The organism is Pseudovibrio sp. Ad37, assembly GCF_001623075.1.
GTDB lineage: Bacteria > Pseudomonadota > Alphaproteobacteria > Rhizobiales > Stappiaceae > Pseudovibrio.
Genome location: NZ_LMCF01000067.1, coordinates 1 through 23,420 on the forward strand (window position 1 = coordinate 1; position 23,420 = coordinate 23,420).

The following is a 23,420-nucleotide window of genomic DNA, read 5'->3' on the forward strand; positions in this document are numbered from 1 at the left end:
TATCAAGACTAGATGACAACGATGAAAGAATGTCTGGCCATTGAGCTAACGTAGGAACTTCAGTTTTCATTCCCCTTATGAATCACATAATGATTCCAGCGGTCTACATATACTCAAATGCTCCGATCATTATACCACAGATGTTTGGCTGCGTTCGAAACTCTGCCATATAAGATTGGATAAGATAAAAGTTATTTGACACTAGGTAGGATCGCATGGCTTCCAAGATTACTTCCATGTTCAAGTCGACACCGATCTCGAATAAAATTCAGCTCTTCAACCAAAGTATTAAAGAAATTAATTAATCATTTCTCGCGAGTGTGTCAGTACAGATTTACCCGATACGAAAGCGATCGCGCTATACGCCCCCAATACGCTGAACATAATTAAATGATTAAGATCGTCTTTTTTTTCAATCACCTTGACGATGAGTGAAGTTTGATTTTAATGCGTTCAAATCTTAAAATAACAGTGAGCAAAATGGCAAAGAAGATCCGTTTTCAAAGACTGATGACATCCAATTTTCCGATGAAACTTTCGTCACATCACTTTTCATATTTGTGTGAGATGGAAAACGAATGATGAGAGACACTTTAAGCCTGATTTTCTTTAGCTACTTCCGATCACAAAAAGAGACACCTCTATCTGCGTGTTTAGAAGCCTACAAGAAGTTCTTAGCGTTTCTGCGAACTGTCATTTTCATGGTGTGCGCTGGGTATATTCTCTTGCCATTCTCTGCTTCCGCAGAAGCCGCTTCACCAGATTTGAGTTGTTTGGATGGGCTTGAACAGAAATTAGATGGTGTCTCGTCCACCAAGTCCATTCAGTTCTGCGATGATTACCATCCAGGCTGGATTTTCCGCATACACCCTTACACGGGGTATCGCGGTGTTTTAACCAATGGTTCCGCTTTAAGACTCTTCAGTTTCAGGCAACCCAATTGGCGACGTGGCGAACCAAACACACTCGATATCGAACTAAGCCGCTATAATAATAGTGTTTTTTCTGTACATATCCGAGATGGCGATAAGCTCTACAAAGAAAACGGCAAAAGAACGTACTTTCTTTGGGGTGCTGACACATTTGAGGCAGGAGGATTAACGGGTCCTTACGGCGGTAAATGGGATCCTGCGCGTTTTATTCGCTGTCTGACCTTGGCCGGATATGGCTGCGTTACTTACTACGACGTTATTGTCTGCCCAAAATACCGCTATCCATCCTCTCCTCAAGACGAGGCCGATCCCATCATGTCCATTAGCACCGACACGCCCGTAACCAGCGAAGACTTGCTAGCTAATTTTGAGCAAGCACATGTTCTGGTGGAAGAAGCGTTGCAACGTTTACTCATTCATACCTGCAAATAAGTGAAATTTAATATGACTAATACCTTGAGTCAGCAAACAATAGACGAGTTACAAACTTCAGTAGATGCAGGTAATTTCACTCAATTTTATCACACTCTTTATCAAAATGGGTCAATCATCGCTGGCTTATATATACCAGGCCCAACAGGTCAGGGTATCTTTGGCAATTTCTCCCACGAACATGTCAGCGACGTGGTTGGGCACGACCTGTTCGAAGCGGAACGGGATAAAATTTCCCGAACCATTGCTACAGGTGTGCTTGAAATCATAACCAAAAATATCGATGCATCTGGGCAAATAGTATTACCCTCAGATCAACAAATTCTCGCTGAAGAGATCCGGATTTTTACGGAGGAATTGAGGTATCCCACAGAAGCTTATCCGGGACACGAGCTGATTGACGTCACAAATATGACAGTCCCAGGATCCATTGAAGGTAATTTCTTAAATGATATCAGCACTTTTTTTGAAGCCCTGGGACAGAATACCGAACGCCATTATCTACTGAATGATCAAATTCTGACATTTTCTGAAGCTATCGATCAAGGAGCCAAACTTACTTTCCCTGTACCTCCAGGGAACTGGAGTCCGGGGAGTACGGGCGTGATGGTTGGTCCTGATGGGGACCAGTTGCAAATAGCAACCGGTGTTTTTGATTACAAAGGCGAGCGTTTTCATCAGGGCAACTTAGAAGAAGAGGGTGGCGTTCTATTTGCTAATACCGCCACCTTTGGCCGGGTTGCTGTTGGGTTAACTGATGCTCGAGCAGTTGCCCTCGTCGTTAACCTATTCGAAAACCCATTTTCTGACTATCTTAGCGCTGATGGTTGGTTCTCCTCTGACACCACAGATGAGTTCTCAGGAACAGGCTTTGATACCGCTCAATATGGGTTTGACATCTTAACGTCGTTCACTCATGGAAACAGTCAGGAACCGCTAGATAACTTTGGGGCCAACTTTGATAGTATCCGGGAAGGATTGCTGATTACAGGAGGCAACTGGAGAGTCGATTCTGTGACTACCAATACGCCTGGATTTTGGGTGGGAATAAATGCAGCGATTTCTGACGGTTATCAACCCGGTCGTAGTAACATTATACAAACCACAGCAAGTGCTGAGGTTGCCAAACTCTGGGATCCCCTTGACCAAAGCAATTATGGCCTTCTGGACATCAATGATGTCAACTTTGCAACATCCTATCTAACAGGTTGGTCAACTGGCCTTGCTGAGATTGACCCGCTCGTGCTTGATCTTGATGAGGATGGGATAGAGCTTACGCCGTTCTCTGACCAACAGATCTATTTTGATATGGACAATGACGGCGCCTTAGAGCGCACAGGCTGGGTAGGTGCTGACGACGCGATGCTGGTGGATGACCGCAATGGCGATGGTCAGATCAACGACATTACAGAAACTTTATCAGAGTATTATGGTGCTGCTGCCGGTACAGGTGCTGTCTATGATGATGGGTTTGATGCTCTTTCTGTTTTTGATAGCAACAATGATGGGCGGGTCGATGCCTCAGATGCAAACTTCGGCTCGCTAAAAATCTGGCAGGATGAAAACCAGAATGGTCGCTCAGAAGCGGATGAGCTGAAAACTTTGGATGAGGCTGGAATAACCGCTATTTCCCTGCACAACTCCTCTGATGGTTCCTTTACGGGGGGCAACGAGGTGCGCAGCCGGTCAACCTATAAAATTGGAGACCGTGAACGTACCATCGCCTCAGTGAACTTCATTTCTGACCCCAACGGCTTGACACAAGAAGCCCAAGGCTCTGGAACAACTGTCACTATTGAAGGTGGCAGTAGCGTTTACACTGCCGGAGATGAGAAGGGTGAGACCATCAATCTAGCTCTTAAAGGTGTCACCAGTGGGATTGGGTCGGATGGAGACGATGATGTCATCGGCGATGAAAACGACAACTGGCTTGTGGGTGGACGAGGCAAAGACCGCCTGAATGGCGGGGCCGGCAACGACTATATTGTCGCAGATGCAGAAGACCTGTTGGACGGTCAGGATGGCATTCATGGCGGTTCAGGTTTCGATGTCGTCCAGTTCGTTGGAAATAAAGGTGTCACGTTCCACATGCAGCAAAGCCAAGTGGAAATGGCAATCGGAACTGCTCATGACGATGTACTGGCAGCGGGTTCTTCAGATCAAGCCATCATCAATGGTGGTGCTGGTGATGACATGCTGCTGGGAGGGTCTGCAGACGATGTCCTCAACGGCGAAGAAGGAACAGATATACTCTACGGCTTTCACGGGGATGATCTGCTCCGTGGTCATCGCGGGAGCGACATGCTGAACGGAGGTGATGGCAATGATATCCTCCTAGGAGGTTTGGGCCAAGATATTTTATATGGTGAAGGCGGTGAAGATCTTCTGGATGGAGGAACTGGCAATGACCGTTTAGACGGTGGCGATGGCTATGATGTTGCCGAATATTCCGGCTCATACGCAGACTATCTTGTGACCAAAAATGCAGATGGCAGCTACACCGTTGCTGATCGACGCGCCAATGGCGCAGACGGCGTTGATAGTTTAGCTAACATTGAAGCACTCAACTTCGCTGACATTAACGAAGTACAGCTTGATGGCGGCAACCCTATGCCTGTCAAGGACACTGTTCGTCTGGCACCGCAAGCTGATGGTCATACCTACCGCATTCCTGTTTCAAATCTGTTGAGCAACGATCTGGATTACCAGGAAGATGATCTCCAGATTCAGGAAGTTTTTGCTGCTGTTGGAGGCACTGTTTCTATCTCAGGAAACGAGGTGGTCTTTGTCGTCGCTGAAGGCTTTGCTGGCATTCCTACTTTCTCGTATAAAATCAGAGACGAACATGGCAATCGCGGCCTGCAGGTCGGCGTCACTGGAACCAATCAATCTACTGAGATGACCGCTAAAGTCACTCTTGTTTTAGAAGGTCACCCGCAAGATCCGCAGTTCCTGGAACAATGGTACTTACCTGAAATCAATGTTCTGCCGGTCTGGGAGGACTACACAGGCCAAGGTGTCAGGGTTGGAATTTTTGAACCGGGCCCATGGAACGCTGAAGACTATGGACAGGTTGACTACAGTCATCCGGACTTGCTGCCCAATATTGATGATGAAGCGTTGCGCACGCAAAATCCAAACATTGAACCGACACAGCATGCTACATTGGTGGCCGGTGTTATTGGCGCTGCACGCAATGACATTGGATCCGTTGGCGTTGCTTATGATGCAACGCTTACAAGCGAAGGTATTCGGGAGAGCGATCTCAACCCACTGTTCAACTGGCAACGATACGATATTGCCAACAACAGTTGGGGGACAGAAGATCTTTTTGCGAACGCAGTCGTCGACCAAAATGGCAACTCTGTAAGCACAACGCTGCTTGAACAGGCGACAGGCTCAGGACGTATTGAACTGGGAACAATTGTTGTGGTCTCTGGTGGTAATGACCGACAGGAAGGGCATGACACCAACGCCCATGACCTTACAAACAGCCGTTACTCCATCACTGTGGGCGCGATTAACGCTGAAGGAGATCTTGGAAATCTTCAAATCGCACAAGATCCGTTTTCCAATCCCGGTGCGTCCATTCTCGTCTCAGCTCCGGGCTCTAATGTGACTTCGACATCTCGCCTCGTTGAAAATGATAACGGCTCAACCTTTGGCGACGATTATGAGGCAACTCAAGGCACATCCTTTGCAGCGCCAATCGTCTCAGGCGTGGTCGCTTTGATGCTAGAAGCAAATCCGTTGTTAGGCTGGCGTGATGTTCAGGAAATTCTTGCTCTTTCTGCCAAGCAAGTCGACGATCCCTCTACCGAGTGGTCTACCAATGGTGCCTCAACCTGGAACGGCGGCGGTATGCACTACAGCCATGACTATGGCTTTGGCTTGGTGGATGCACATGCAGCTGTTCGGCTTGCTGAGACCTGGCAAGAGCGCAGTGTTTCAGCGAACGAAATTACAGTTGCCGCTGAAAGCGATGCGAAGGATCTGGCAATTCCGGATAATGGAAGAGCTCTCCGCAGTACGATTTCTGTTGGTGAGGACATCGCACTTCAAAATATTGAAGTTCTTCTGGACCTGCAGCACCAGCAACTCGGAGATCTTGAGATCATTCTTGTTGGCCCGGACGGGACTGAAAGCATTTTGATCAACCGGCCTGGTGTTTCCTTGGAGGCAGGTAGCTCAGATCGTGGATATGGTAATTTCAATCAGACCTGGCTGACAACAAGCACAAATCATTGGGCAGGACAAAGTGCCGGCGACTGGACGCTGATCGTCAAGGATACTCAGAGCGGAAAGACTGGAACGCTGCAGAACTGGGAACTTCGTCTTTACGGTGATCAAGCTGCTGATAACAGCACTTATGTCTATACCAATGAGTTTGCAGAAATCGGCACAAGAGATCGCACTATCATTACAGACACTGAAGGTCTTGATATCATCAACACAAGTGCTGTGTCAGGTGATGTGGTGATTGACTTAAGTGGCACTCACCAGACTTCCATTTCAGGCAAAAGCATCACCTTTAGCAGTGGGACTGTTATTGAGAATGCTTTCTCAGGGGATGGCAATGATAAGCTCTATGGGAATGCTGCAGCCAACACCCTTAGTGGTGGCAGAGGCAATGATGAGCTTTATGCTCATTTCGAAGAGACCACAGAAGAGGTTGCTGGCAACCGCGTTTACCTGCAGGGCGACAAGCAAGTACGCCAGCTTACTGGCGATGTCGACATCATCTCTATTGAGGATGCTCAAGAATTTTATGTATCGAGCACCAGTGTTGGGATCACATCTTCGGGTGGGCAGCTCGTGGCTCTGGGCAGCAACCACTACGCCGGTTTTGATGTCAACAATGATCTTGTTGATCTGAGTTCTCTTACGTCCGTTTCATCATTTGAAGATCTGATCATAACAAACAGAATTACGCTTAATAACATCACATGGGCTGGTATTGCGGCACCAGATGGCGGCATGATTTTGCTTGCAGGTGTCGATGCGGCTGATTTGACCAGTAACAACTTCATCTTTGCCGATCAGTCTGCGGGCGATACCCTTTATGGTGGAGAGGGCGACGATAAACTCTTCAGCAGCTCTGGAAGCGACCACCTGGATGGTGGGGCTGGCAATGACCTTGCCATTTACGCGGATGGGAAAGACAACTACGCTATATCGATACTGAACAATAAAGTTCTGATTACAGATACGCGTGACGGTACGAGTGATACTCTTGTCGATGTAGAGGTACTTCAGTTCAATGGCATCAAATATCAAGTTACAGATCTCATCAACTTTAAGCCAGAAGTCGGAACAGTAAATCTTGGCAGTCTTGCTGAGGACAACTCACGGCTTATTACCCAGACAGAATTACTCTCACAAACAGTTGACATCAATGGTGACGCACTAGCTATATCTTCTGTTGCTGTTGATCCGGGCTTCGGAACAATGATGGATCAAGGAAATGGATCTTGGCTATTTACACCTTCGGCCAACTTCCACGGTGAAAATGTTGAGATCAGTTTTGTTGTTTCAGATGGAGAATTTGAAGTTCCAGCGAAAGCACTTCTGGATATAACTTCGGTAAATGATGCTCCAGAAGTAATCCTGATCCCACCTACTCAAACCGCGTTGGAAGGCTCAACCTGGCAATATGTTCTTCCGGCAAACAGTTTTAAAGATGCAGACGGTGATGACTTAGTCATCACAGCTGCTCTTGCTGATGGATCACCGCTACCGGATTGGCTTGAGTTTGACACCCAAACTCAAGCATTTAGCGGCATACCGCCAACAGACAGTGTGTCTTCTCTAGACATAAAAGTGACAGCATCTGACGGCTCAATCTCAACATCATTACCCTTGCAGTTACAGATAGAGGCTGCCAATAGCGCTCCGACTCTGTTCCAACCAATCTTGGATCAAAACACTGATGAAGATGAGGTTTGGACATTTACGCTGCCCGTTGAGACATTTGTTGACGCTGATGATGACACACTGGCTTACTCAGCAACACTGTCAGATGGTGGGGCGTTGCCTAGTTGGTTGTCTTTTGATGCTAGCGCGCAAGCACTATCTGGCACCCCTCCGCAAGACTTCAATGGACGTATATCACTCGTAGTGATTGCCGATGATGGACTTGAAACAACATCAGCGGCCTTTGACTTAACTGTGGCACCAATCAATGACGCACCGGTTGCAACCATTGAGCAGTCATTTTCGGCATCGAAAAACCAGGAGAGCATCATCGAAGTCAGCGCGATAACTGACGGATTTAGAGATGTTGATGGTGACGACCTTATTGTCCTGTCTGTGGATTCTGCACAACATGGAACAGCAGTCCTGACTGCTGAAGGAAACATCGTGTTCACGCCTGAGAAAGATTATATAGGCGAGGCATCAATAACGTATACAGTGTCAGATGGCCATGGTGGCAATGTATCTGGGTCCTCTATGATTACGGTTGCTGAGCAAGTTGATTTTGACCCCGCGACACTTGATGGATACATCGGCACCACAGGAGACGACAATATCCGCGGCGGGTTTGAAGACGATGAGATTTTTGGCGACAAGGGCGATGACGAGCTAGATGGTTCTTTTGGAGCGGACACCTATTACTATCGTAAAGACGATGGCAACGATGTGATCAGTGACTCATTTGGGGAAAGCAAGCTCATTCTAACAGACTTATCTGCTGAAGACATATCTATCTCACGAGAAGACAGCTTCAGTGATGTGGTCATCAAAATCATCGCGACGGATGAGACTATAACTTTCTCTTGGCACGCTGATATTTCTATCTCCTTTGCAGATGGCACAACCTGGACACCAGAAGATGTTACAAATAATACAACAGTAATGGAACGCGACCCATTCGATGTTGTAGCAGTAGAGGTTGACGTCGACCTCGTTATTCCTTCAGATTCAACATTTGAGTCTGTCACTGACGATGAGTTCAAGCCAATTAGTGAACGTGATGCGGATCTTATAGACGATCTAACATTACATCCAATAATGCCAGAAAGCGCTGTGGTCGTACCTATTTCTCCTGTCGACTTTGACTTTGTGGATGTGCGCATTGGCCGTGATTTTACTTCAGATTTACGGCTGAGCCCCATTACTGACGACGAGTTCAAATCAGTTAGTGAACCTGGTGTGGATCTTAATGACGACCTAACATTGCATCCAATAATGCCAGAAAGTGCCGTGGTCGTGTCTCCTTCTCATGCCGAATTTACATTTGGTAATGTAGATGTTGGGCAAGAAATTACATTAGATCTGAGTCTGAAACCGACCTTGGTCGACGATTTACTTCCATTGGGCATAGGCGTTGATGATTTGATAAACAACATAGAGCTTACTCCAGTGGCGATAGACAGTGCAGTAATTAACACCGAACTTCTTAGCGACATTACCCGAACAGCAGTTACGAGAGGTGAAGTAATACAAGATGACTTTGCCTTCGCTTAGCTAAACCGATCTGATAAAATCTAAACCTCCCCTTTCCATCCTTGATGAGCGCTGCATCTGGATCGGAGAGGGGAAGCCTGAATGCTTATCGTTTGCGAGCTATAACCTAAGGTCGCAATATTTGCCTCACCGCTTTGTTTGGGATAGGGTTTCAAGCTTGAGGCGATATAAGCCTTGTCTTGAAATAAAAGACATTAATGATAATAGTATCTTATCTCTTAAGTTAGCGCCTATGGGGAGTACTCCCTTCTATCCAACTATCTGCAGCAGTTGGAGTAAGTCTTCACTTCCCGGGTCGCAATTGGTTTTTGAACCCATCAAGCTATCTGGTGGAAACTGTGATGGAAGATATAATTGTAGAACTCGATATAGGTGTACAGTTAGCTCGTAGTGCAGACCTCTTCGGCTGCCAGAACAGCTTCTTCTTTACTATTGCGCTGCCCGTCTTCAATTAACTCTCGGCCTCTGGTCACAATGAAGTACCAATAAACCCGTCCTCCCTCTTCTGTGTATCTGTCAACACGCATGAGTATGTCTGGGTCGTCTGGTACACGGCCAATGCCTTTCCCGTCACCAATCCTTGCCCCTTCAGCTGGCCCCCAAACGTACTTCAATTTCTTCATTTCTTCTCTCTCAGGCGCATGTGCAATAAGAGCGCCAACATAATGCGAGTAGGCAACCTGAGCGGCTATCGTCCCAAGTGCCTTGGTTGCTTCCCCTCCGGATGCTCTCACGAGAGCCTCATGCAAAATTTGCCATTGCCACATAAGGGCAGGGGGCATTGCAAGCTCTTCCCAAAGCAAAATTGCCACTTCATAGGACTGCATGGACGCGCCGACAAAAGTGTTTCTCTTGCCTTCCTTCTCTTTCCAGTAAAAGCCGGGTAACCACTGCATCACTTAGCTCATGTTCATTATTTGTTCTCATTATGGATATGAGATAATGAAGTGTCAAACCTAGCTTTCGGCGGTGCTGTATTGTGAGGAGCTTTCTGTAGAATTGTCCGTGGTCACCAGCAGCTTATTCAACCAGTCCCAATCCTCATATTTATCTGCACTGCTTTGAATATGGGCGTAGCGCTTCAATGAAGTCCAACTCCTATGGCCAGAAACAGCTGCGACGTGAGGGATGGTTAGGCCGCTTTCAAACAAGACCGAAATGCCCTCGTGCCTCAGATCGTGAAAGTGCAGATCCTCAATGCCAAGAACCTTGCAGGCTCTCGTGAAAGTCGTTGAAATAGTTCTCGGGTTATAAGGGAAAATCTTCTCGTCAACTTCATCTTGATTTTCAAGGAAAGAGATTGCTCGGTCTGGCAGGTCAACCAGAACATCGTTTCCGATCTTCTCGCCGGGGTGCTTCATGTCTCGCACCCAGATGCGTTTGTGATCTTTGTCGAAGTCAGCCCACGTCAATCGGCAAATCTCATCAAGGCGACGCGTAGAAAAAAGAGCAAACGGGATAATCTGCTGCATAGGAGTGCTGCCGGGATATTTTGTTTGGCTAAGGCAAAAGTGCTTTAGCAGCTTGTCCAGCTCCTCCAGTGACGGTCGGCGCTCCCGCTGTTTGGACTTTGACGTGATGCCAAGGCGCTTGCACACAATGTGAGCGTCTTCCATGACTTGCTTGTCGAGAGGGAAGCCCCATGCAACACGTGCAATGGAAAACACCGCTGAAAGATGGGAGAGATAATTGCCGACTGTTTGCGGCTGGACGTTTTGAGAAAGCTGTTTTGCAAACTCAACGATGTGCTCGGACCGGATCTCAGTGCAGTCCAGGTCTGCGATCGTATGTTGCTCTCGAATAGTCTCCAGAACCTGAGACTTTGTGCGGCCAATGTTTTTGTTGTGATCTTCGATATATCGCTTTATTACCTCCCCTAAAGTCTTCGAGGGTTTTTGGGCTTGTTCTAGCCCACCTGGAAGCGATAATTCGGTCTCTCGTTTGTTGAGCCATGCTTGGGCTGCCCTCTTGCGGGAGAAGACCTTGCTTTCTCGATGGACAATTTTGCCTTTTCGCTTGATGAGTATCTGCGCGCAATGTGAGATACTGCCATCTTTGCGTGGTTTTGAGACTATAGTGCCCATCGGTACGAACCGTCCTTTTCGAGTACGAATTATTCGTACCAGAAGGGACGCGATAGTCAATAACAGACAGAAACGGTACGAATTCGATAGAGTTCTAGGAATGCTAAATGATTGAGAAAACAAAAAAACTCTATGATATCAATCAGTCTGTCTTCGCGGTCGCGCCGATGCTTGATTGGACGGACAGGCATTGTCGTGCGTTTCATCGTGTTCTTTCAAAGAACTCGCTGCTTTATACCGAGATGGTTACCACTGGCGCCTTGATCCATGGCGACAGGGACCGTCACCTCCGTTTTTCTAAAGATGAGCAGCCGGTTGCTTGCCAGTTGGGGGGCTCTGATCCCAAAGCGCTGGCCGAGTGCGCTAAGATGGTGGAAGACTGGGGCTATGATGAGGTCAACCTCAACGTGGGCTGCCCGTCTGACCGGGTACAGTCCGGCAAGTTTGGTGCCTGTTTGATGCTGGAGCCAGAGCTGGTGGCGGAAGGCATTGCCGCCATGAAGGATGTGGTGTCCATTCCAGTCACCACCAAATGCCGTATTGGGGTGGATGATCAGGAGCCGGAAGAAGCGCTGAATGCGCTGGCAGATAAAGTCATCGCAGCTGGCACAGACGCACTGTGGGTGCATGCCCGCAAGGCTTGGCTGAAAGGTCTGAGCCCGAAGGAAAACCGCGATGTGCCGCCGCTGGATTATGACCTTGTCTACCGCTTGAAGCAGCGCTTGCCGGATGTGTTTATCGGCGTCAATGGCGGTGTCGCCACATTGGAAGAGACCTCAGCGCATCTGGAAAAGCTGGATGGCGTGATGATGGGCCGTGCAGCCTATCAAAACCCAATGCTGCTGGCTGAAGTGGACCGCGTGGTCTACGGAAAAGACACTGCCGCAATCTCTCCTGTTGAGGCGATGGACCTTTACCGCAGTTACATTGAGGATGAACTGACCGCTGGCACAAAGCTGGCGTCAATCACCCGCCATATTTTAGGAACATACCAAGGCGTTCCCGGTGCCCGTCATTTCCGCCGTATCATGACAGTGGATGCAAACAAGACAGGCGCTGGCATTGAGGTGCTGGAAGATGCACTGACCGCCGTATCACACCATCAAAGTGTAATGCGTGAAGCACGTGAGCAAAAAGAGGCCGCGCTGATTTAGAGCGCACTCCCGAAAAGTGGTTACCGGTTTTCGGACAAGAGTGCGCGTATAAAAATTCGTTTGGAATTGAGGAGGGGGCAGCATGGACATGATTACAGCGTCTATGCTGGGTTTCGGAGCGGCATTGGTTGCCTCCGGCGCACTAGCAGGTTTTCTGGCAGGATTGTTTGGTATCGGAGGCGGCGCAATCCTTGTGCCGGTTCTCGTGACCATTTTAACAGAAGTGGGCGTTGATCCTGACGTCGTTGTTCACATCTCGGTGGCATCCTCTCTGGGAGTGATCGTACCAACGTCTCTACGGTCGTTTTTCGCGCATAAAAAGAAGGGTGCTGTGGATCTGTCCTTGCTGAAAAGCTGGATCATTCCGGTGCCTATTGGCGTGCTGCTGGCATCTTATGTTGCCGCGCTCGTTTCAGGGGATACGCTCAAGGGCATCTTTGCTGTGATCGCGTTCGTGGTCGCCATGCGCATGCTGTTCAACCGTGAAAGCTGGAAGTTGGGCAACGATATTCCGGGCAATCCGGTGCGTGCGCTCATTGGCGTGCTGATCGGCTTCTTCTCAACGCTCATGGGCATCGGCGGCGGCGTTATGAACAACACCTTCATGACCTTGTTTGGCCGCCCAATCCATCAGGCTGTTGCAACATCCTCCGGTGTTGGAGTGCTGATTTCCATTCCGGCTGTCTTCGGCATGGTTGCCGCAGGGTGGGGGGCTCCCAATCTGCCGCCGTTCTCTGTTGGCTACATCAACCTGCTGGCCGTGGCGCTGATCATTCCAATCACAATCTATGTGGCCCCATTGGGCGCGCACTTCGCGCACAATCTGCCAAAGCGAAAGCTGGAAGTCGCGTTCGGTGTCTTCCTGCTCATCGCTTGCGCCCGGTTTACTTTCAGCCTGCTATAAGCCAGCCCCTTGTAGAAACAAGAAAAGCCGCTGACAGCGATGTCGGCGGCTTTCTTTTATCTGATATCAGATGATTGTTTAACGGGCTTTCAGGATCAGCTGGTTGCCTTCCACGCGCCAACTGGCAAACGTGTTCAGGGCGCTCATGCCCAACAAGCTGGTTGAGAGCATCTCCTCCTGCGCCACAAAGGCAGGCACGTCGTTTAGGTCCCAGTTTCCGATCTGCATATCCTGCAAGCGCACACGGGCCACAAAGCCCATGCCGTTGGCAGTAGAAACCGGCGTTGTGAAGGATAGGTTTTGCGTATCAATGCCAACCCGGCGGGCATCGCCATAAGAAAGGGTGATATGGGACGCGCCTGTATCCACCAGCATATCGACAGAGGTGCCATCCACCTGCGCATCAATGAAGAACTGATGGTTGATGCCGCGAGAAATCACCAGTTCGCCGCTTGCTGTTTGCGAGATGGAGCCGGGGAACAGCTCGGACATCACACGGTCACGAACGGTCATCAACTCATAGCGGTACGAGTAGCCGATAATCAGCAGCAGAGCCAAACCACCCCAGAAGGCGACTGCGCCAAAAACTTCGCGAAATTTCGGGCGGCGGATGAGCACGCCCATCCCAATCACAATCCCCATGGCGAGCAGGGCAACGAGGCGCGGCCCGTCCTCCTGAAACTTATCGCCCAAAAACTCAGGTGTTCCAAGGTAACCAGTCGCAACGCCAATCACCATTGCACCAATAAGGATGACAAGGCCTATCGTCCAGCGCATTGCACATCCTCCTGTGTTACTGTGAGAAATCTGGCTTTCCGGGCAGGTAGCTTTGCCAGCACATCATGTTGAGCTTGTGCGGAGAGGGAATTCCATCCGGCGATTTCACTCAAAAGACGCCAACAGCTCACGCACATTGTCCGGTCTTCATCCAGCTTACACAGTTTTAAACAAGGGCTGGCGGGTGGTTCTAAAGTGACTGACAAAATAAAGTCCTACAAAATCGTTGGGGCTCCAACGCGCGTCTTAAGGGCGCGTTGAAACTGATCCGGGTGTGCTCACCACAATCTTGGCTGTGTGGCCAAGGAACTCGGTAAAGCTGCGTCCGGCATTGCCAAGGCGCCCGCCAATACCTTGTTTGTTTCTGTTCTGTTTGCCCTGTTCAAGCGCTTTCACAAGTTGAGGGCCAAACTGAGCAAGCTGCGCATACTTGTCATGGTTGATCGAATCTTGTGACTCAACCTCTGTCAGATCAATAACAACAATGCCAAGTTTGGTCAGCCTTTCATCGTCTTCCACATCACCAACACGCGCTTTACCACCCGCAAGCCTGCGAGAGAAGCGCAGTGCCCGGTCATCACGCGAGACCAGAACGAAAACAGGGTTTGCTCTGTACCCAAGAGAGGTAATCATTGTTTCGAAAACATCAATATCGATGTCAGGAGATGCCATGACAACGGTGACTTTTTTATTCTTCAAAAGCCCTTTGCCCTGAAGCTCCATTTGCCTCAGGGTCTCCAGAAGCAGCAGGTTTCCAAGAGAGTGCGCCACAATGGTGATACGCTGCGCCTTGGAGTTGGTCAGATCAATGAGGGCCTTCTCCAGCCCATCTCGCGCGATGGCAACACTGTTGGTGTCATAAATATAGTCTGTGAGATAACCCGCAGAGGCCCAGGTGAATAAAATGGGCAAGCGCCTTTCTTTTGCATCAGCTGCCATTTGCGCCAGCCTGAAAACGCCCTCAGAAAAGCGGGTGTTGTACCCATGAATAAACAGCACAGCCTCGCGCTCATTTCCGGAGCGCATTGCAAGTTCGCGGTTTATCTCTTTCTGAAACGCGGCATTCCCATCAATGTAAGAGACTTGACGCACCACAAAATCAGTGTTCGGGTCGCCTGGAGGGGAAGGCGGCCATGCAATCCGGCCTGGTTTATGGGTTGGCGGAATGGAGATGGTCGCCGACCCGAAGTCCACACCTTCAGCTCGCTGGGAAGAGTAAAACTCATGAGGGACGTCAGAGCGCGCGCGGGTGGTGGCGATGAGCATGCTGACTTCTCTGGTCCCCGGCGCTTCCTCTAATGTAACACGCAAGGCATCCGGTCCGGGCCGCGAGGCACAACCAGCAAGGACGGCAGCAGCCAGCGCAAAGGTGGCAACTCGTTTTAATGCAGACAGTGCGCAAGCAAAAGAAGGCGTCATGGTTTCTCCGGGCCCGTACGGTTCAATCAGTGGGTCACTCGCGTTCTAGGCAGTCAATGCGCGTAGAATAAAGCTAAAATGCTAGCAAAAGATTGCACAATGATGGTTTCTTAAAAGCGTTGCCTCGGTTTTCAGGCAAGGACACAAAGCAGGCTCTAAAGAGCAAGGACGCCCAGCAGGAAGCCGAGTGAACCAACTTGTTGCGCAGCCCCCAAAACATCACCAGTGATGCCCTTGATTTTTGCCAGAGACAGTTTTGCCAAGGCACCGACCACCACAAAGCTGAATGCTGCCCCAAACGCCACCTGCCAGAAGCTGAGGTAGAACAAGCTTATGATCAGCAGCGGTAAGGCAAAGCCCGCAGCCCAGGAGACCGCAGTGTTTTGGGGAATGCCGAAGCGGGTGGACAGCCCACCATGATAAGCAGGTGGCATAGTGTTCCAGATCCAGATCATGCCAACCCGGCCAGTCGTTTCCGCGGCCAGATAACCAAGCGCCGCGCCCATGCCGCCAAACCTCTCCAGCAACATGGAAAGCAGCAACCAGCGCAGGCTCAGGGAAAGCACAAGTGCCACGGTGCCAAAAGCCCCAATACGGCTGTCTTTCATGATCTCAAGCCGCCGCTCAGCCGTATGACCTCCAAAGAACCCATCAACCACATCAGAAAGGCCGTCTTCATGCAGGCAGCCCTGAACAGTCGCCACCACAGCAACCGCAAGCAGCGCAATAATGGCAGGCGACAGAGCACTCTGGGAGAGTACGAGCAATACCAGCATGCTTGGCAGGGAAATGATGACACCTGCCAGCGGAATGCTGCGTGCGCGCATACGAAAATCCGGTGCCGTGTTCAGGTCATCCCAGTTCCCAAGTTTCGGCAGGGGAATGCGGGAGAAGAAGCGCACCAGTTCAGCCACCTCGGCAAAAATGGAGGAAGGCGTGGGAAGAGAATCTTCTGAATGTTTGTCGTCGGACATGATGGTTCTCACAGAAATGAAACAGGCATCAAGAGCTTCTGAATTCAGTTAAAGCGCGTTCCATTTGATTATTTCAATCAAATGATAAGAATTCGCTCAAACACAAAGATTTCAGAGCATGGCGCATGAATGCGCAAGCTCTAAATCAACTATTTGTAGTTTGCAAAGCCGTGGAAACCACAAATAGTTGATAAGTCTCATTTGTATTCTGCTTCCGGTGGCTTATAGATCTGCGCAATCAACAAAGCGCAAAAATTCATTTTGCGGGTCAACTAATGCGTATCGCCGAAAAGTGGAAACCGGTTTTCGGATCAAAGATACGCGGAAACAAAAGCTAAAGCAGTTCAACCGCTCCAAGCTGAAGGAGAACTGCTTTAAGTTCGGAGAAGCGTATGTCTCTTGCAACGTCTGCACTGCCATTTGATGATATCAGAAACCTGGTGGGCGCAATGCCCGGTCCAAGCCTTGAAGCAATTGAGGCGGTGAAGAAACGCGATGCGCAGTTGACGAAGCCTCTGGGGTCTTTGGGTCGTCTGGAAGAGCTGGTGGAATGGCTGGCAGCCTGGCAGGGTATGCCAATGCCAAAAGTCACCCGCCCACTGGTTGCTGTGTTTGCCGCAAACCATGGCGTTGCTGACAAAGGCGTTTCTGCTTTCCCGAAAGAAGTGACCGCACAGATGGTCTCCAATTTTGCAGCGGGCGGTGCAGCCGTGAACCAGCTTTGCATTGCTTATGATCTCGGCCTCAAAGTGTTTGAACTGGCGCTCGAAATGCCAACCCCGGACATCTCCGAGGAAGACGCCTTCGAAGAATCCGAGTGCGCCGCAACCATGGCCTTCGGCATGGAAGCTATCTCCGGCGGGACTGATCTGCTCTGCCTTGGCGAAATGGGCATCGCAAACACCACTGTAGCAGCTGCCATCTTCTACGCGCTGTTCGGCGGCACTGCAGAAGAGTGGGTTGGCCCGGGCACTGGTGTTCAGGGTGATGCGCTTAAAAACAAGATTGCTGTTGTTGAGCAAGCTGTGCAGCGGATCGGCGGACCGGGCAAAGTTGAGCCCCTGGAAGTTCTGCGCCGGATCGGTGGCCGCGAAATCGCAGCAATGGCGGGTGTTATTCTTGCAGCGCGCATGCAGCAGGTTCCTGTCGTTGTTGATGGCTTCGTCACCTCCGCCGCGGCTGCCATCCTTTATAAGATGGATAAAACCGCATTGGAGCACTGTGTGTTCTCTCATGCCTCCGCTGAGCCTGCACACCGCCGCGCTCTGACCGAGATGGGCGGCAAGCCTCTTCTGGATCTGGGCATGCGTTTGGGTGAAGGCTCCGGTGCAGCCATCGCAGCAGGCATCATCAAAGCAGCAGCAGCAACTCATTCCGGCATGGCGACCTTCGCTGATGCAGGCGTTGCAGCTCAGGACTAATTTGAGAATAGCCCCTCCGCCGAGGAGGGGAATAAATTGAAAAAAGGCCGCCTCACTCAGACGAGTTGAGGCGGCCTTTTTCAATTTCAGCAAATAACGCAGGAAAAACGCTTTCCTTTCAAACCAACGCACATTTGAACGCAAACGTGGGTTTGATGAGCTGCGTTAATCGACAAAGCGCCAGGTATCCGCGCCATCAAAGTGGCGCACACGGATGTCTTTCACATCCTCAGCAGGCACCAGCCGTGTGTTCACCGCCATTTTATCCCCGTCAGGATCAACCGGCGCCCAGTGCGTGGTGTTCCCGCAAGTTTTGCAGGTATGGAACTCAAGGCCCTTGTCACCCCACAAATACGTAAAGGTCGCGTCCGGCTCTTTCTCAATACTCACGTTCTTGGGCGAACCATGCGCCCAGATGGTGCCGTAGCGACGACAGGCAGAGCAATTACACTCCGTCAGCCACTCTGGTTTTTCACGAAATTCAAACTTAACTGCACCACAATGGCATGAGCCACGTAACATGTGTTTCTCCCCGTAAATGAATAGAAGTGCCGATCCGCAAACCCAAAGCAAAGCAGAGTGCAGGATCACGATGAAAAGGGAATGGGTTTAATCCAGAAACTGCCCCGTATCAGCACCGTCAAAATAACGGATGGGGATGTCTTTCACATCCTCAATCGGCACAAGGCGTGTGTTGACTGCCATACGGTCATAATCCTCGTCCAGATCGGACCAGTGAGTGGTGTTTCCGCAGGTTTTACAGGTGTGGAACGCGATCATCTTATCACCCCAAATATAGGTGAATGTCGCATCAGGAGCTTTTTCAATGCTCACATTCCTGGGCGATCCGTGCGCCCAAACAGTGCCGTAACGACGACAGGCAAAACACCTTGCGCCTGCCAGCCATTCTGGTTTTTCACGAAATTCAAATTTAACTGCACCGCAATGGCATGAACCATACATCCCCCCAATATACGCACCTAGAACAAATTAGGAACATATACCCTTAACCTGCACGAAGCAAGGGCTCTCTATCCTTGCGTGTACTCGGGTCTGGTGTCGGGATCGGGTCGATATGACTCAGTACGCGCTTGGCTGGCAGCGAGATTGTCGCCTGCGTTCCTTCACGCAGTTTGGAGGTAAGCTTGAACTCGCCCTCATGCATATGCGCTAATGCTTGCACAATGGAAAGGCCAAGGCCGGTGCCTTGCTCTGCATCCTGAATGGCCTGTGTGCCCTGACCAAAAGCCTGCAACACGACAGGGATCTCTTCCTCAGGAATACCAGTACCTGTATCGCTCACACTGATGTACTGACCACCTGCATTGTCGATGCCCACATGAATTGAGATTTCCCCCTCAGGAGGCGTAAATTTCACGGCGTTGGTCAAAAGGTTCAAAACCATTTGGCGCAGGGCTTTTTCATCGGCCCAGACTTTGCTCAGACCACTCTCGTAGATCTCATGAATCTCGATGTTTTTAGCTGCTGCCCGCAAATGCATCATGTGCTTGCAGGCCGCTGCCACATCCCGCAGACAAATAGGCTCTTCCTGTAACTCATAACGGCCTGCCTCAATGCGCGACAGGTCGAGAATCTCATTGATCAGATTGAGCAGATGCTGACCAGACTGATTGATATCCTTGGAGTAATCCAGATAGGTTTTATTATGCATCTGGCCAAGAACTTCGTCCTTCATCACCTCAGAGAACCCGAGAATCGCATTCAGAGGTGTGCGTAATTCGTGACTCATTGTCGCAAGAAAACGTGTCTTGGCAAGGTTCGCTTCCTCAGCACGGCGTCGTGCTTCCTGAGAAATTGCATTCACCTGTTCCATCTCGGAGATCAGATGGTCCTTCTCAGCGCGGTATTCCAGCAAGGTCAAAGCAGAGTTATGCAACTGTTTGCTGAGGATATAAAAGAACAACTGCGCCCCAATCGCCATCATCCCCATCGCATAATGAGGCATGCTGTCATACTGCCAGAAACTAAAGATCAGTGCGCCTGTAATCGGGGCCGTGGCAGCCAGCAAAGCGCCGGGGAGAGGGGAAGACAACATGGTCGCCATGGCGATGACGATCAACATGGTTGCAAACTGGAAAACACCAAACCCGTAATCCGTGTTGAACTGCAGGTTGCCGATAAAAAAGATAGCCCAAACAATGCCATAGAGCATATCACCAGCGAATAGCTCTCTGCGAATTGAGCGCAGATCACCTTCCTGAGCTAAGCTTTTTTCCATTCGTTTTGTAGAAAGAAGAATAAGGGAGTGAGCGATCAGCATGGCTGCAAGCCAGCCTCCGGCTACTTCCACAGGAAGCCATACACTTGAGATGGTCGCAGCCACAATGGCGATCATCGGCATGGCGTAGGCCACCGACAATCTGTTCTTCACGAACATCAAAATAAGATCAGCTTCAAAACTGGGTCTCACGCCCTCAACGGTGCCAAGACGTTCGCGAGCATCCGTTACGGTACGTGCAACCTCACGCCGGCGATTTGCTCGGGCACGATTAATAGTTGTTTTGTCCTTACTATTCTGCGACGATCCGTTGTTCATGTATTCTCGGCCTCTGTGTGCCAATAGATTGACGGGATACTTGCTCTTTTGACCAGAATGAACATGATCTCTTAAGATTGCTCTGATTCATAAGGTTAATGTTGAGTTTACAAGGTCTAAAAAATGCTAGGTTTTTGCCCCATTTTGGGACAAATTCTCTTTTAGATTGTAGGGGCAACAGCTCGTGGTTGTTGGGAGGCACCGTTGAAACTTTATAGCCATAGGCAAGCGCCTAACCCTTTTCGCGTCACCCTGTTCCTTGCTGAGAAGGGCGTTAAGGTTAACACTGCCTACGTAGATTTCATGCATGGCGAATTGAAGGCAGATGAGTTTAAAGCGATCAATCCGTTTCAGCGATTGCCTGTGCTCGTGCTGGAGGATGGAACCGCGATATCTGAAAGCTGTGCCATCTGTCGCTACATAGAAGAAATGAACCCACTCAAGCCTTTGCTGGGCCAAACGGCCAAGGAAAGAGCGCTGATTGAGATGTGGAACCGGCGCGCCGATCTGAGGCTGTTAAATCAGATTTCCCAGGTATTCCGCCACACCAATCCGGCTATGGCTCCGCTGGAGCAGCCGCAGATCAAGGAATGGGGAGAGGCGAACAGGCCTAAAGTTCTGGAGACACTGGTCATTTTTGATAGGCAACTGGCAGACAATCAGTTTGTTGCCGGTGACCGGTATTCAATAGCTGACATCACATTATTCGCAGCAATCAACTTTGCTCGCGTAATTAAGCTGCAAGTCCCTGAGGAACTTGGTAATCTGCGTAGATGGTATGCAAAAATGACAGAGCGTCCGGGCGTGCAGGCAGCCCTTCAGGTGATGAAAGAGACCTCCAGCGCCTAAGAGAGCGCATTGCTGCGTGCAGGGTCTGTGTGGAGCAGCCCATCCGCCAGCCATTGCCTCACGAGCCAAGGCCCGTTGTTGTACTGTCCTCAACGGCACGCATCGCCATATGCGGTCAGGCACCGGGAACGCGTGTCCACGCCTCTGGCAAACCGTTTACAGACCCATCAGGAGATCGCCTGCGCGACTGGATGGGCATAGGTGAAGAGGTCTTCTACGACCCCGCCAAACTTGCAATTATCCCCATGGGCCTGTGTTTTCCGGGATTGGACTCAAAAGGGGGCGACAAGCCGCCGAGGCCGGAATGCAAGAAGACCTGGCATCAAGAAATATTCAGCAATATGCCGCAAATTGAAACACTGCTGGCAATAGGTGGCTACGCACAGGCTTACCACATGCCCGAGCTGACCAAAAAACGCCTCTGGGAAACAATTGCTGATTTTCGATCAATCTGGGACAGGACAGTCGAGCGCCATGCCCAAGGCCTCGGCCCTCGCGTTCTCCCGCTCCCCCATCCTTCCTGGCGCAACAACGCCCACATAAAAAAATACCCCTGGTTCGAAAATGAGCTGCTTCCGCTCCTGAAAGAAGAAGTAAGACGTCTTTTGAGCTGATTTGAGAGATTCTTTTTTTATGTGCCTATGAATATGGGATTGGTTTTCTTTGGCTCCTGCTGAAATCCATCTTGATGAAAATAAATTTCATGAAATTAATGGTGTGTAGAACGAAAACCTATATTCCTGCATAAATCTTGCTGTTTGAAGCTGGAATAACATTTCACATGACCTTATGCTTCCTGCAATGATTTTGCGCCAAACAATAATTCCGGTGGGAGATAGGGGTATAATATGATCGATAGGATCGACCGTCGCATTCTGTCCATTCTACAAGAAGACAGCACCATTCCCGTAGCTGAGATTGGTCGCCGCGTCGGCCTGTCAACCACCCCATGCTGGCGTCGTATCCAGAAGATGGAAGAGGACGGGGTCATCACCCGCCGCGTTGCAGTGCTTGACCCAAAGAAGGTCAACGCCAAAGTCACCGCCTTCGTCGCCATCACCACCAACGAACACACCGACGACTGGCTCCGCAAATTTGCAGATGTCATCCGAGAGTTCCCGGAAGTGGTGGAGTTCTACCGCATGGCCGGACAGGTAGACTACCTGCTGCGCGTTGCCGTGCCAGACATTGATGCCTACGACGATTTCTATAAGCGGCTGATTGCAAGGGTAAATATCGCAGACGTGTCCACGTCTTTCGCGATGGAGCAGATCAAGTACACCACCGAACTGCCGCTCTCCTACATCATCGCTGAAAAGCCAAAAGCGAACATGTCATAGGACTTGTTCGGCAAAGCTGAGAACTAAAAAAGCCCCGGTCATCTGATCGGGGCTTTGTGTTTTCTTACTTCTTGTTGGCGTTGTTCAGCCGGGCAATCAGGCTGGAGGTATCCCAGCGATTACCGCCCATGCCTTGAACCTCTGAGTAGAACTGATCGACCAGTGCTGTCACCGGCAGGCGTGCGCCAACCTCGTCAGCTGCCTCAAGACAGATCTTCAGGTCCTTGCGCATCCAGTCCACCGCAAAGCCATGCTCGAACTCACCGTCACGCATGGTCTCCCAGCGGTTCTCCATCTGCCAGGACTGTGCAGCCCCGCCGCGCACTGCTGAAATAGCTTTCTCAACATCAAGGCCGGACTTCTGCGCAAAATGAATTGCCTCAGACAGACCCTGCACCAGACCAGCAATGCAAATCTGATTGACCATCTTGGTCTGCTGACCAGCGCCAACAGGACCCATCAAACCGGCAAACTTTGCAAAGCAATCGATTAACGGTTTTGCGCGATTGAAGACGTCTTCCTCACCGCCAATCATAACGGTCAGAACGCCATTCTCAGCACCTGCCTGCCCACCTGAGACGGGCGCGTCAAGGAAGGAAAATCCCCCCGCACGCGCTGCCTCATCCAGCTCGCGAGCCACCTGAGCAGAAGCTGTCGTATGGTCCACGAAGATTGCGCCAGCCTTCATGCCGTGAAATGCACCGTTCTCGCCAGTCGTGACAGAGCGCAGATCGTTGTCGTTGCCAACACAAGCAAAAACAACGTCACAGCCCTCAACGGCCTCCTGAGGGGTCAGAGCGAAGGAGCCATCGTATTCTTTGGCCCATGCCTCTGCTTTGGCTGTTGTCCGGTTGTAAACGGTAACGTCATGCCCACCACGTGAGGCCAGAAAACCCGCCATTGGGTATCCCATAACACCCAAACCAATAAACGCGACCTTTGCCATCGGACTATCCTTATAATCTTGAATCAGAGCGCAGCAACACTACCAGCTTCACCAGCAGATACCACGTAAATTCACGAGCGTGCGTTCCGTTTTATTGTATTCAACCAAACGACAAGAATTCGCTCCACCAAAGATGCGGGAGCGCGATGCGTGAGCGTTACTGA

General features: G+C 50.2%; 19 protein-coding genes. 8 read left to right on the plus strand and 11 right to left on the minus strand.

Annotated features, from left to right (window positions below; genetic code table 11):
* The first annotated feature begins 578 nt into the window (after positions 1 to 578).
* Together PsAD37_RS12100 and PsAD37_RS12105 are read left to right on the plus strand one after the other, a co-directional pair.
* On the plus strand, positions 579 to 1,364 hold the full coding sequence (locus tag PsAD37_RS12100; protein WP_063296364.1) for a hypothetical protein: 786 nt from the start codon (positions 579 to 581) through the stop codon (positions 1,362 to 1,364).
* A 606-nt stretch (positions 1,365 to 1,970) separates the two neighbouring features.
* Positions 1,971 to 8,831, plus strand: a complete 6,861-nt coding sequence (locus PsAD37_RS12105; protein ID WP_244272521.1) for a cadherin-like domain-containing protein — start codon at positions 1,971 to 1,973, stop codon at positions 8,829 to 8,831.
* A 380-nt stretch (positions 8,832 to 9,211) separates the two neighbouring features.
* Here PsAD37_RS12105 and PsAD37_RS12110 read toward each other — a convergent pair whose 3' ends face one another.
* The gene (locus PsAD37_RS12110; RefSeq protein ID WP_063296366.1) at positions 9,212 to 9,727 is read right to left on the minus strand and encodes a hypothetical protein; all 516 of its coding nucleotides are present in this window, start codon (positions 9,725 to 9,727) and stop codon (positions 9,212 to 9,214) included.
* A gap of 60 nt (positions 9,728 to 9,787) precedes the next feature.
* Positions 9,788 to 10,915: a site-specific integrase gene (locus PsAD37_RS12115; RefSeq protein WP_063296367.1), complete on the minus strand. Its 1,128-nt coding sequence runs from the start codon at positions 10,913 to 10,915 to the stop codon at positions 9,788 to 9,790.
* A 107-nt stretch (positions 10,916 to 11,022) separates the two neighbouring features.
* Between PsAD37_RS12115 and dusA the strand changes: the two genes are divergently transcribed.
* Both dusA and PsAD37_RS12125 read left to right on the plus strand, forming a co-directional pair.
* Positions 11,023 to 12,069 (plus strand): tRNA dihydrouridine(20/20a) synthase DusA, encoded by a 1,047-nt coding sequence (gene dusA / locus PsAD37_RS12120; protein WP_063296368.1) that lies wholly within the window; start codon positions 11,023 to 11,025, stop codon positions 12,067 to 12,069.
* 82 nt (positions 12,070 to 12,151) lie between these two features.
* Positions 12,152 to 12,973 (plus strand): sulfite exporter TauE/SafE family protein, encoded by an 822-nt coding sequence (locus tag PsAD37_RS12125; RefSeq protein WP_063288305.1) that lies wholly within the window; start codon positions 12,152 to 12,154, stop codon positions 12,971 to 12,973.
* A gap of 78 nt (positions 12,974 to 13,051) precedes the next feature.
* On the opposite strand, the gene PsAD37_RS12130 is transcribed toward PsAD37_RS12125, so the two are convergent.
* From PsAD37_RS12130 to PsAD37_RS12140, 4 genes are all read right to left on the minus strand, one after another.
* Entirely contained in the window at positions 13,052 to 13,750 is a 699-nt protein-coding gene (locus PsAD37_RS12130) for a TIGR02281 family clan AA aspartic protease (protein ID WP_063296369.1), read from the minus strand.
* Positions 13,735 to 13,956, minus strand: a complete 222-nt coding sequence (locus PsAD37_RS27515) for a DUF1289 domain-containing protein (RefSeq protein WP_206600011.1) — start codon at positions 13,954 to 13,956, stop codon at positions 13,735 to 13,737. Before PsAD37_RS27515 ends, PsAD37_RS12130 begins: the two co-directional genes overlap by 16 nt.
* Before the next feature lie 40 nt (positions 13,957 to 13,996).
* A complete protein-coding gene (locus tag PsAD37_RS12135; protein ID WP_063296370.1) occupies positions 13,997 to 15,169 on the minus strand; it encodes an alpha/beta hydrolase in 1,173 nt (390 codons plus the stop codon).
* 155 nt (positions 15,170 to 15,324) lie between these two features.
* Positions 15,325 to 16,143 carry an adenosylcobinamide-GDP ribazoletransferase gene (locus tag PsAD37_RS12140; protein WP_063296371.1) on the minus strand — a complete coding sequence of 273 codons (819 nt, stop codon included), beginning with the start codon at positions 16,141 to 16,143 and terminating at the stop codon, positions 15,325 to 15,327.
* 392 nt (positions 16,144 to 16,535) lie between these two features.
* Here PsAD37_RS12140 and cobT point away from each other — a divergent pair, with 392 nt between their 5' ends.
* A complete protein-coding gene (gene cobT / locus PsAD37_RS12145; RefSeq protein ID WP_063296372.1) occupies positions 16,536 to 17,564 on the plus strand; it encodes a nicotinate-nucleotide--dimethylbenzimidazole phosphoribosyltransferase in 1,029 nt (342 codons plus the stop codon).
* Positions 17,565 to 17,729: 165 nt separating this feature from the next.
* On the opposite strand, the gene PsAD37_RS28735 is transcribed toward cobT, so the two are convergent.
* From PsAD37_RS28735 to PsAD37_RS12160, 4 genes are all read right to left on the minus strand, one after another.
* Entirely contained in the window at positions 17,730 to 18,086 is a 357-nt protein-coding gene (locus PsAD37_RS28735) for a GFA family protein (protein ID WP_208860398.1), read from the minus strand.
* 87 nt (positions 18,087 to 18,173) lie between these two features.
* Positions 18,174 to 18,398 carry a hypothetical protein gene (locus PsAD37_RS12155; RefSeq protein ID WP_063296373.1) on the minus strand — a complete coding sequence of 75 codons (225 nt, stop codon included), beginning with the start codon at positions 18,396 to 18,398 and terminating at the stop codon, positions 18,174 to 18,176.
* The gene (locus PsAD37_RS29410) at positions 18,395 to 18,523 is read right to left on the minus strand and encodes a hypothetical protein (protein ID WP_275078317.1); all 129 of its coding nucleotides are present in this window, start codon (positions 18,521 to 18,523) and stop codon (positions 18,395 to 18,397) included. The genes PsAD37_RS12155 and PsAD37_RS29410 overlap by 4 nt, the downstream gene beginning before the upstream one ends.
* A gap of 47 nt (positions 18,524 to 18,570) precedes the next feature.
* Positions 18,571 to 20,121: a HAMP domain-containing sensor histidine kinase gene (locus tag PsAD37_RS12160; RefSeq protein WP_208991845.1), complete on the minus strand. Its 1,551-nt coding sequence runs from the start codon at positions 20,119 to 20,121 to the stop codon at positions 18,571 to 18,573.
* Positions 20,122 to 20,325: 204 nt separating this feature from the next.
* Here PsAD37_RS12160 and PsAD37_RS12165 point away from each other — a divergent pair, with 204 nt between their 5' ends.
* The 3 genes from PsAD37_RS12165 (at position 20,326) to PsAD37_RS12175 (ending at position 22,310) form a co-directional block, all read left to right on the plus strand.
* On the plus strand, positions 20,326 to 20,970 hold the full coding sequence (locus PsAD37_RS12165; protein ID WP_084407743.1) for a glutathione S-transferase: 645 nt from the start codon (positions 20,326 to 20,328) through the stop codon (positions 20,968 to 20,970).
* A 29-nt stretch (positions 20,971 to 20,999) separates the two neighbouring features.
* Positions 21,000 to 21,584 carry a uracil-DNA glycosylase family protein gene (locus PsAD37_RS12170; RefSeq protein WP_084407745.1) on the plus strand — a complete coding sequence of 195 codons (585 nt, stop codon included), beginning with the start codon at positions 21,000 to 21,002 and terminating at the stop codon, positions 21,582 to 21,584.
* 234 nt (positions 21,585 to 21,818) lie between these two features.
* Positions 21,819 to 22,310, plus strand: a complete 492-nt coding sequence (locus PsAD37_RS12175; protein WP_063296376.1) for an Lrp/AsnC family transcriptional regulator — start codon at positions 21,819 to 21,821, stop codon at positions 22,308 to 22,310.
* 64 nt (positions 22,311 to 22,374) lie between these two features.
* On the opposite strand, the gene PsAD37_RS12180 is transcribed toward PsAD37_RS12175, so the two are convergent.
* Complete coding sequence (locus PsAD37_RS12180; RefSeq protein WP_063296377.1) at positions 22,375 to 23,256, minus strand: NAD(P)-dependent oxidoreductase; 882 nt, start codon at positions 23,254 to 23,256, stop codon at positions 22,375 to 22,377.
* Positions 23,257 to 23,420: the final 164 nt, after the last annotated feature.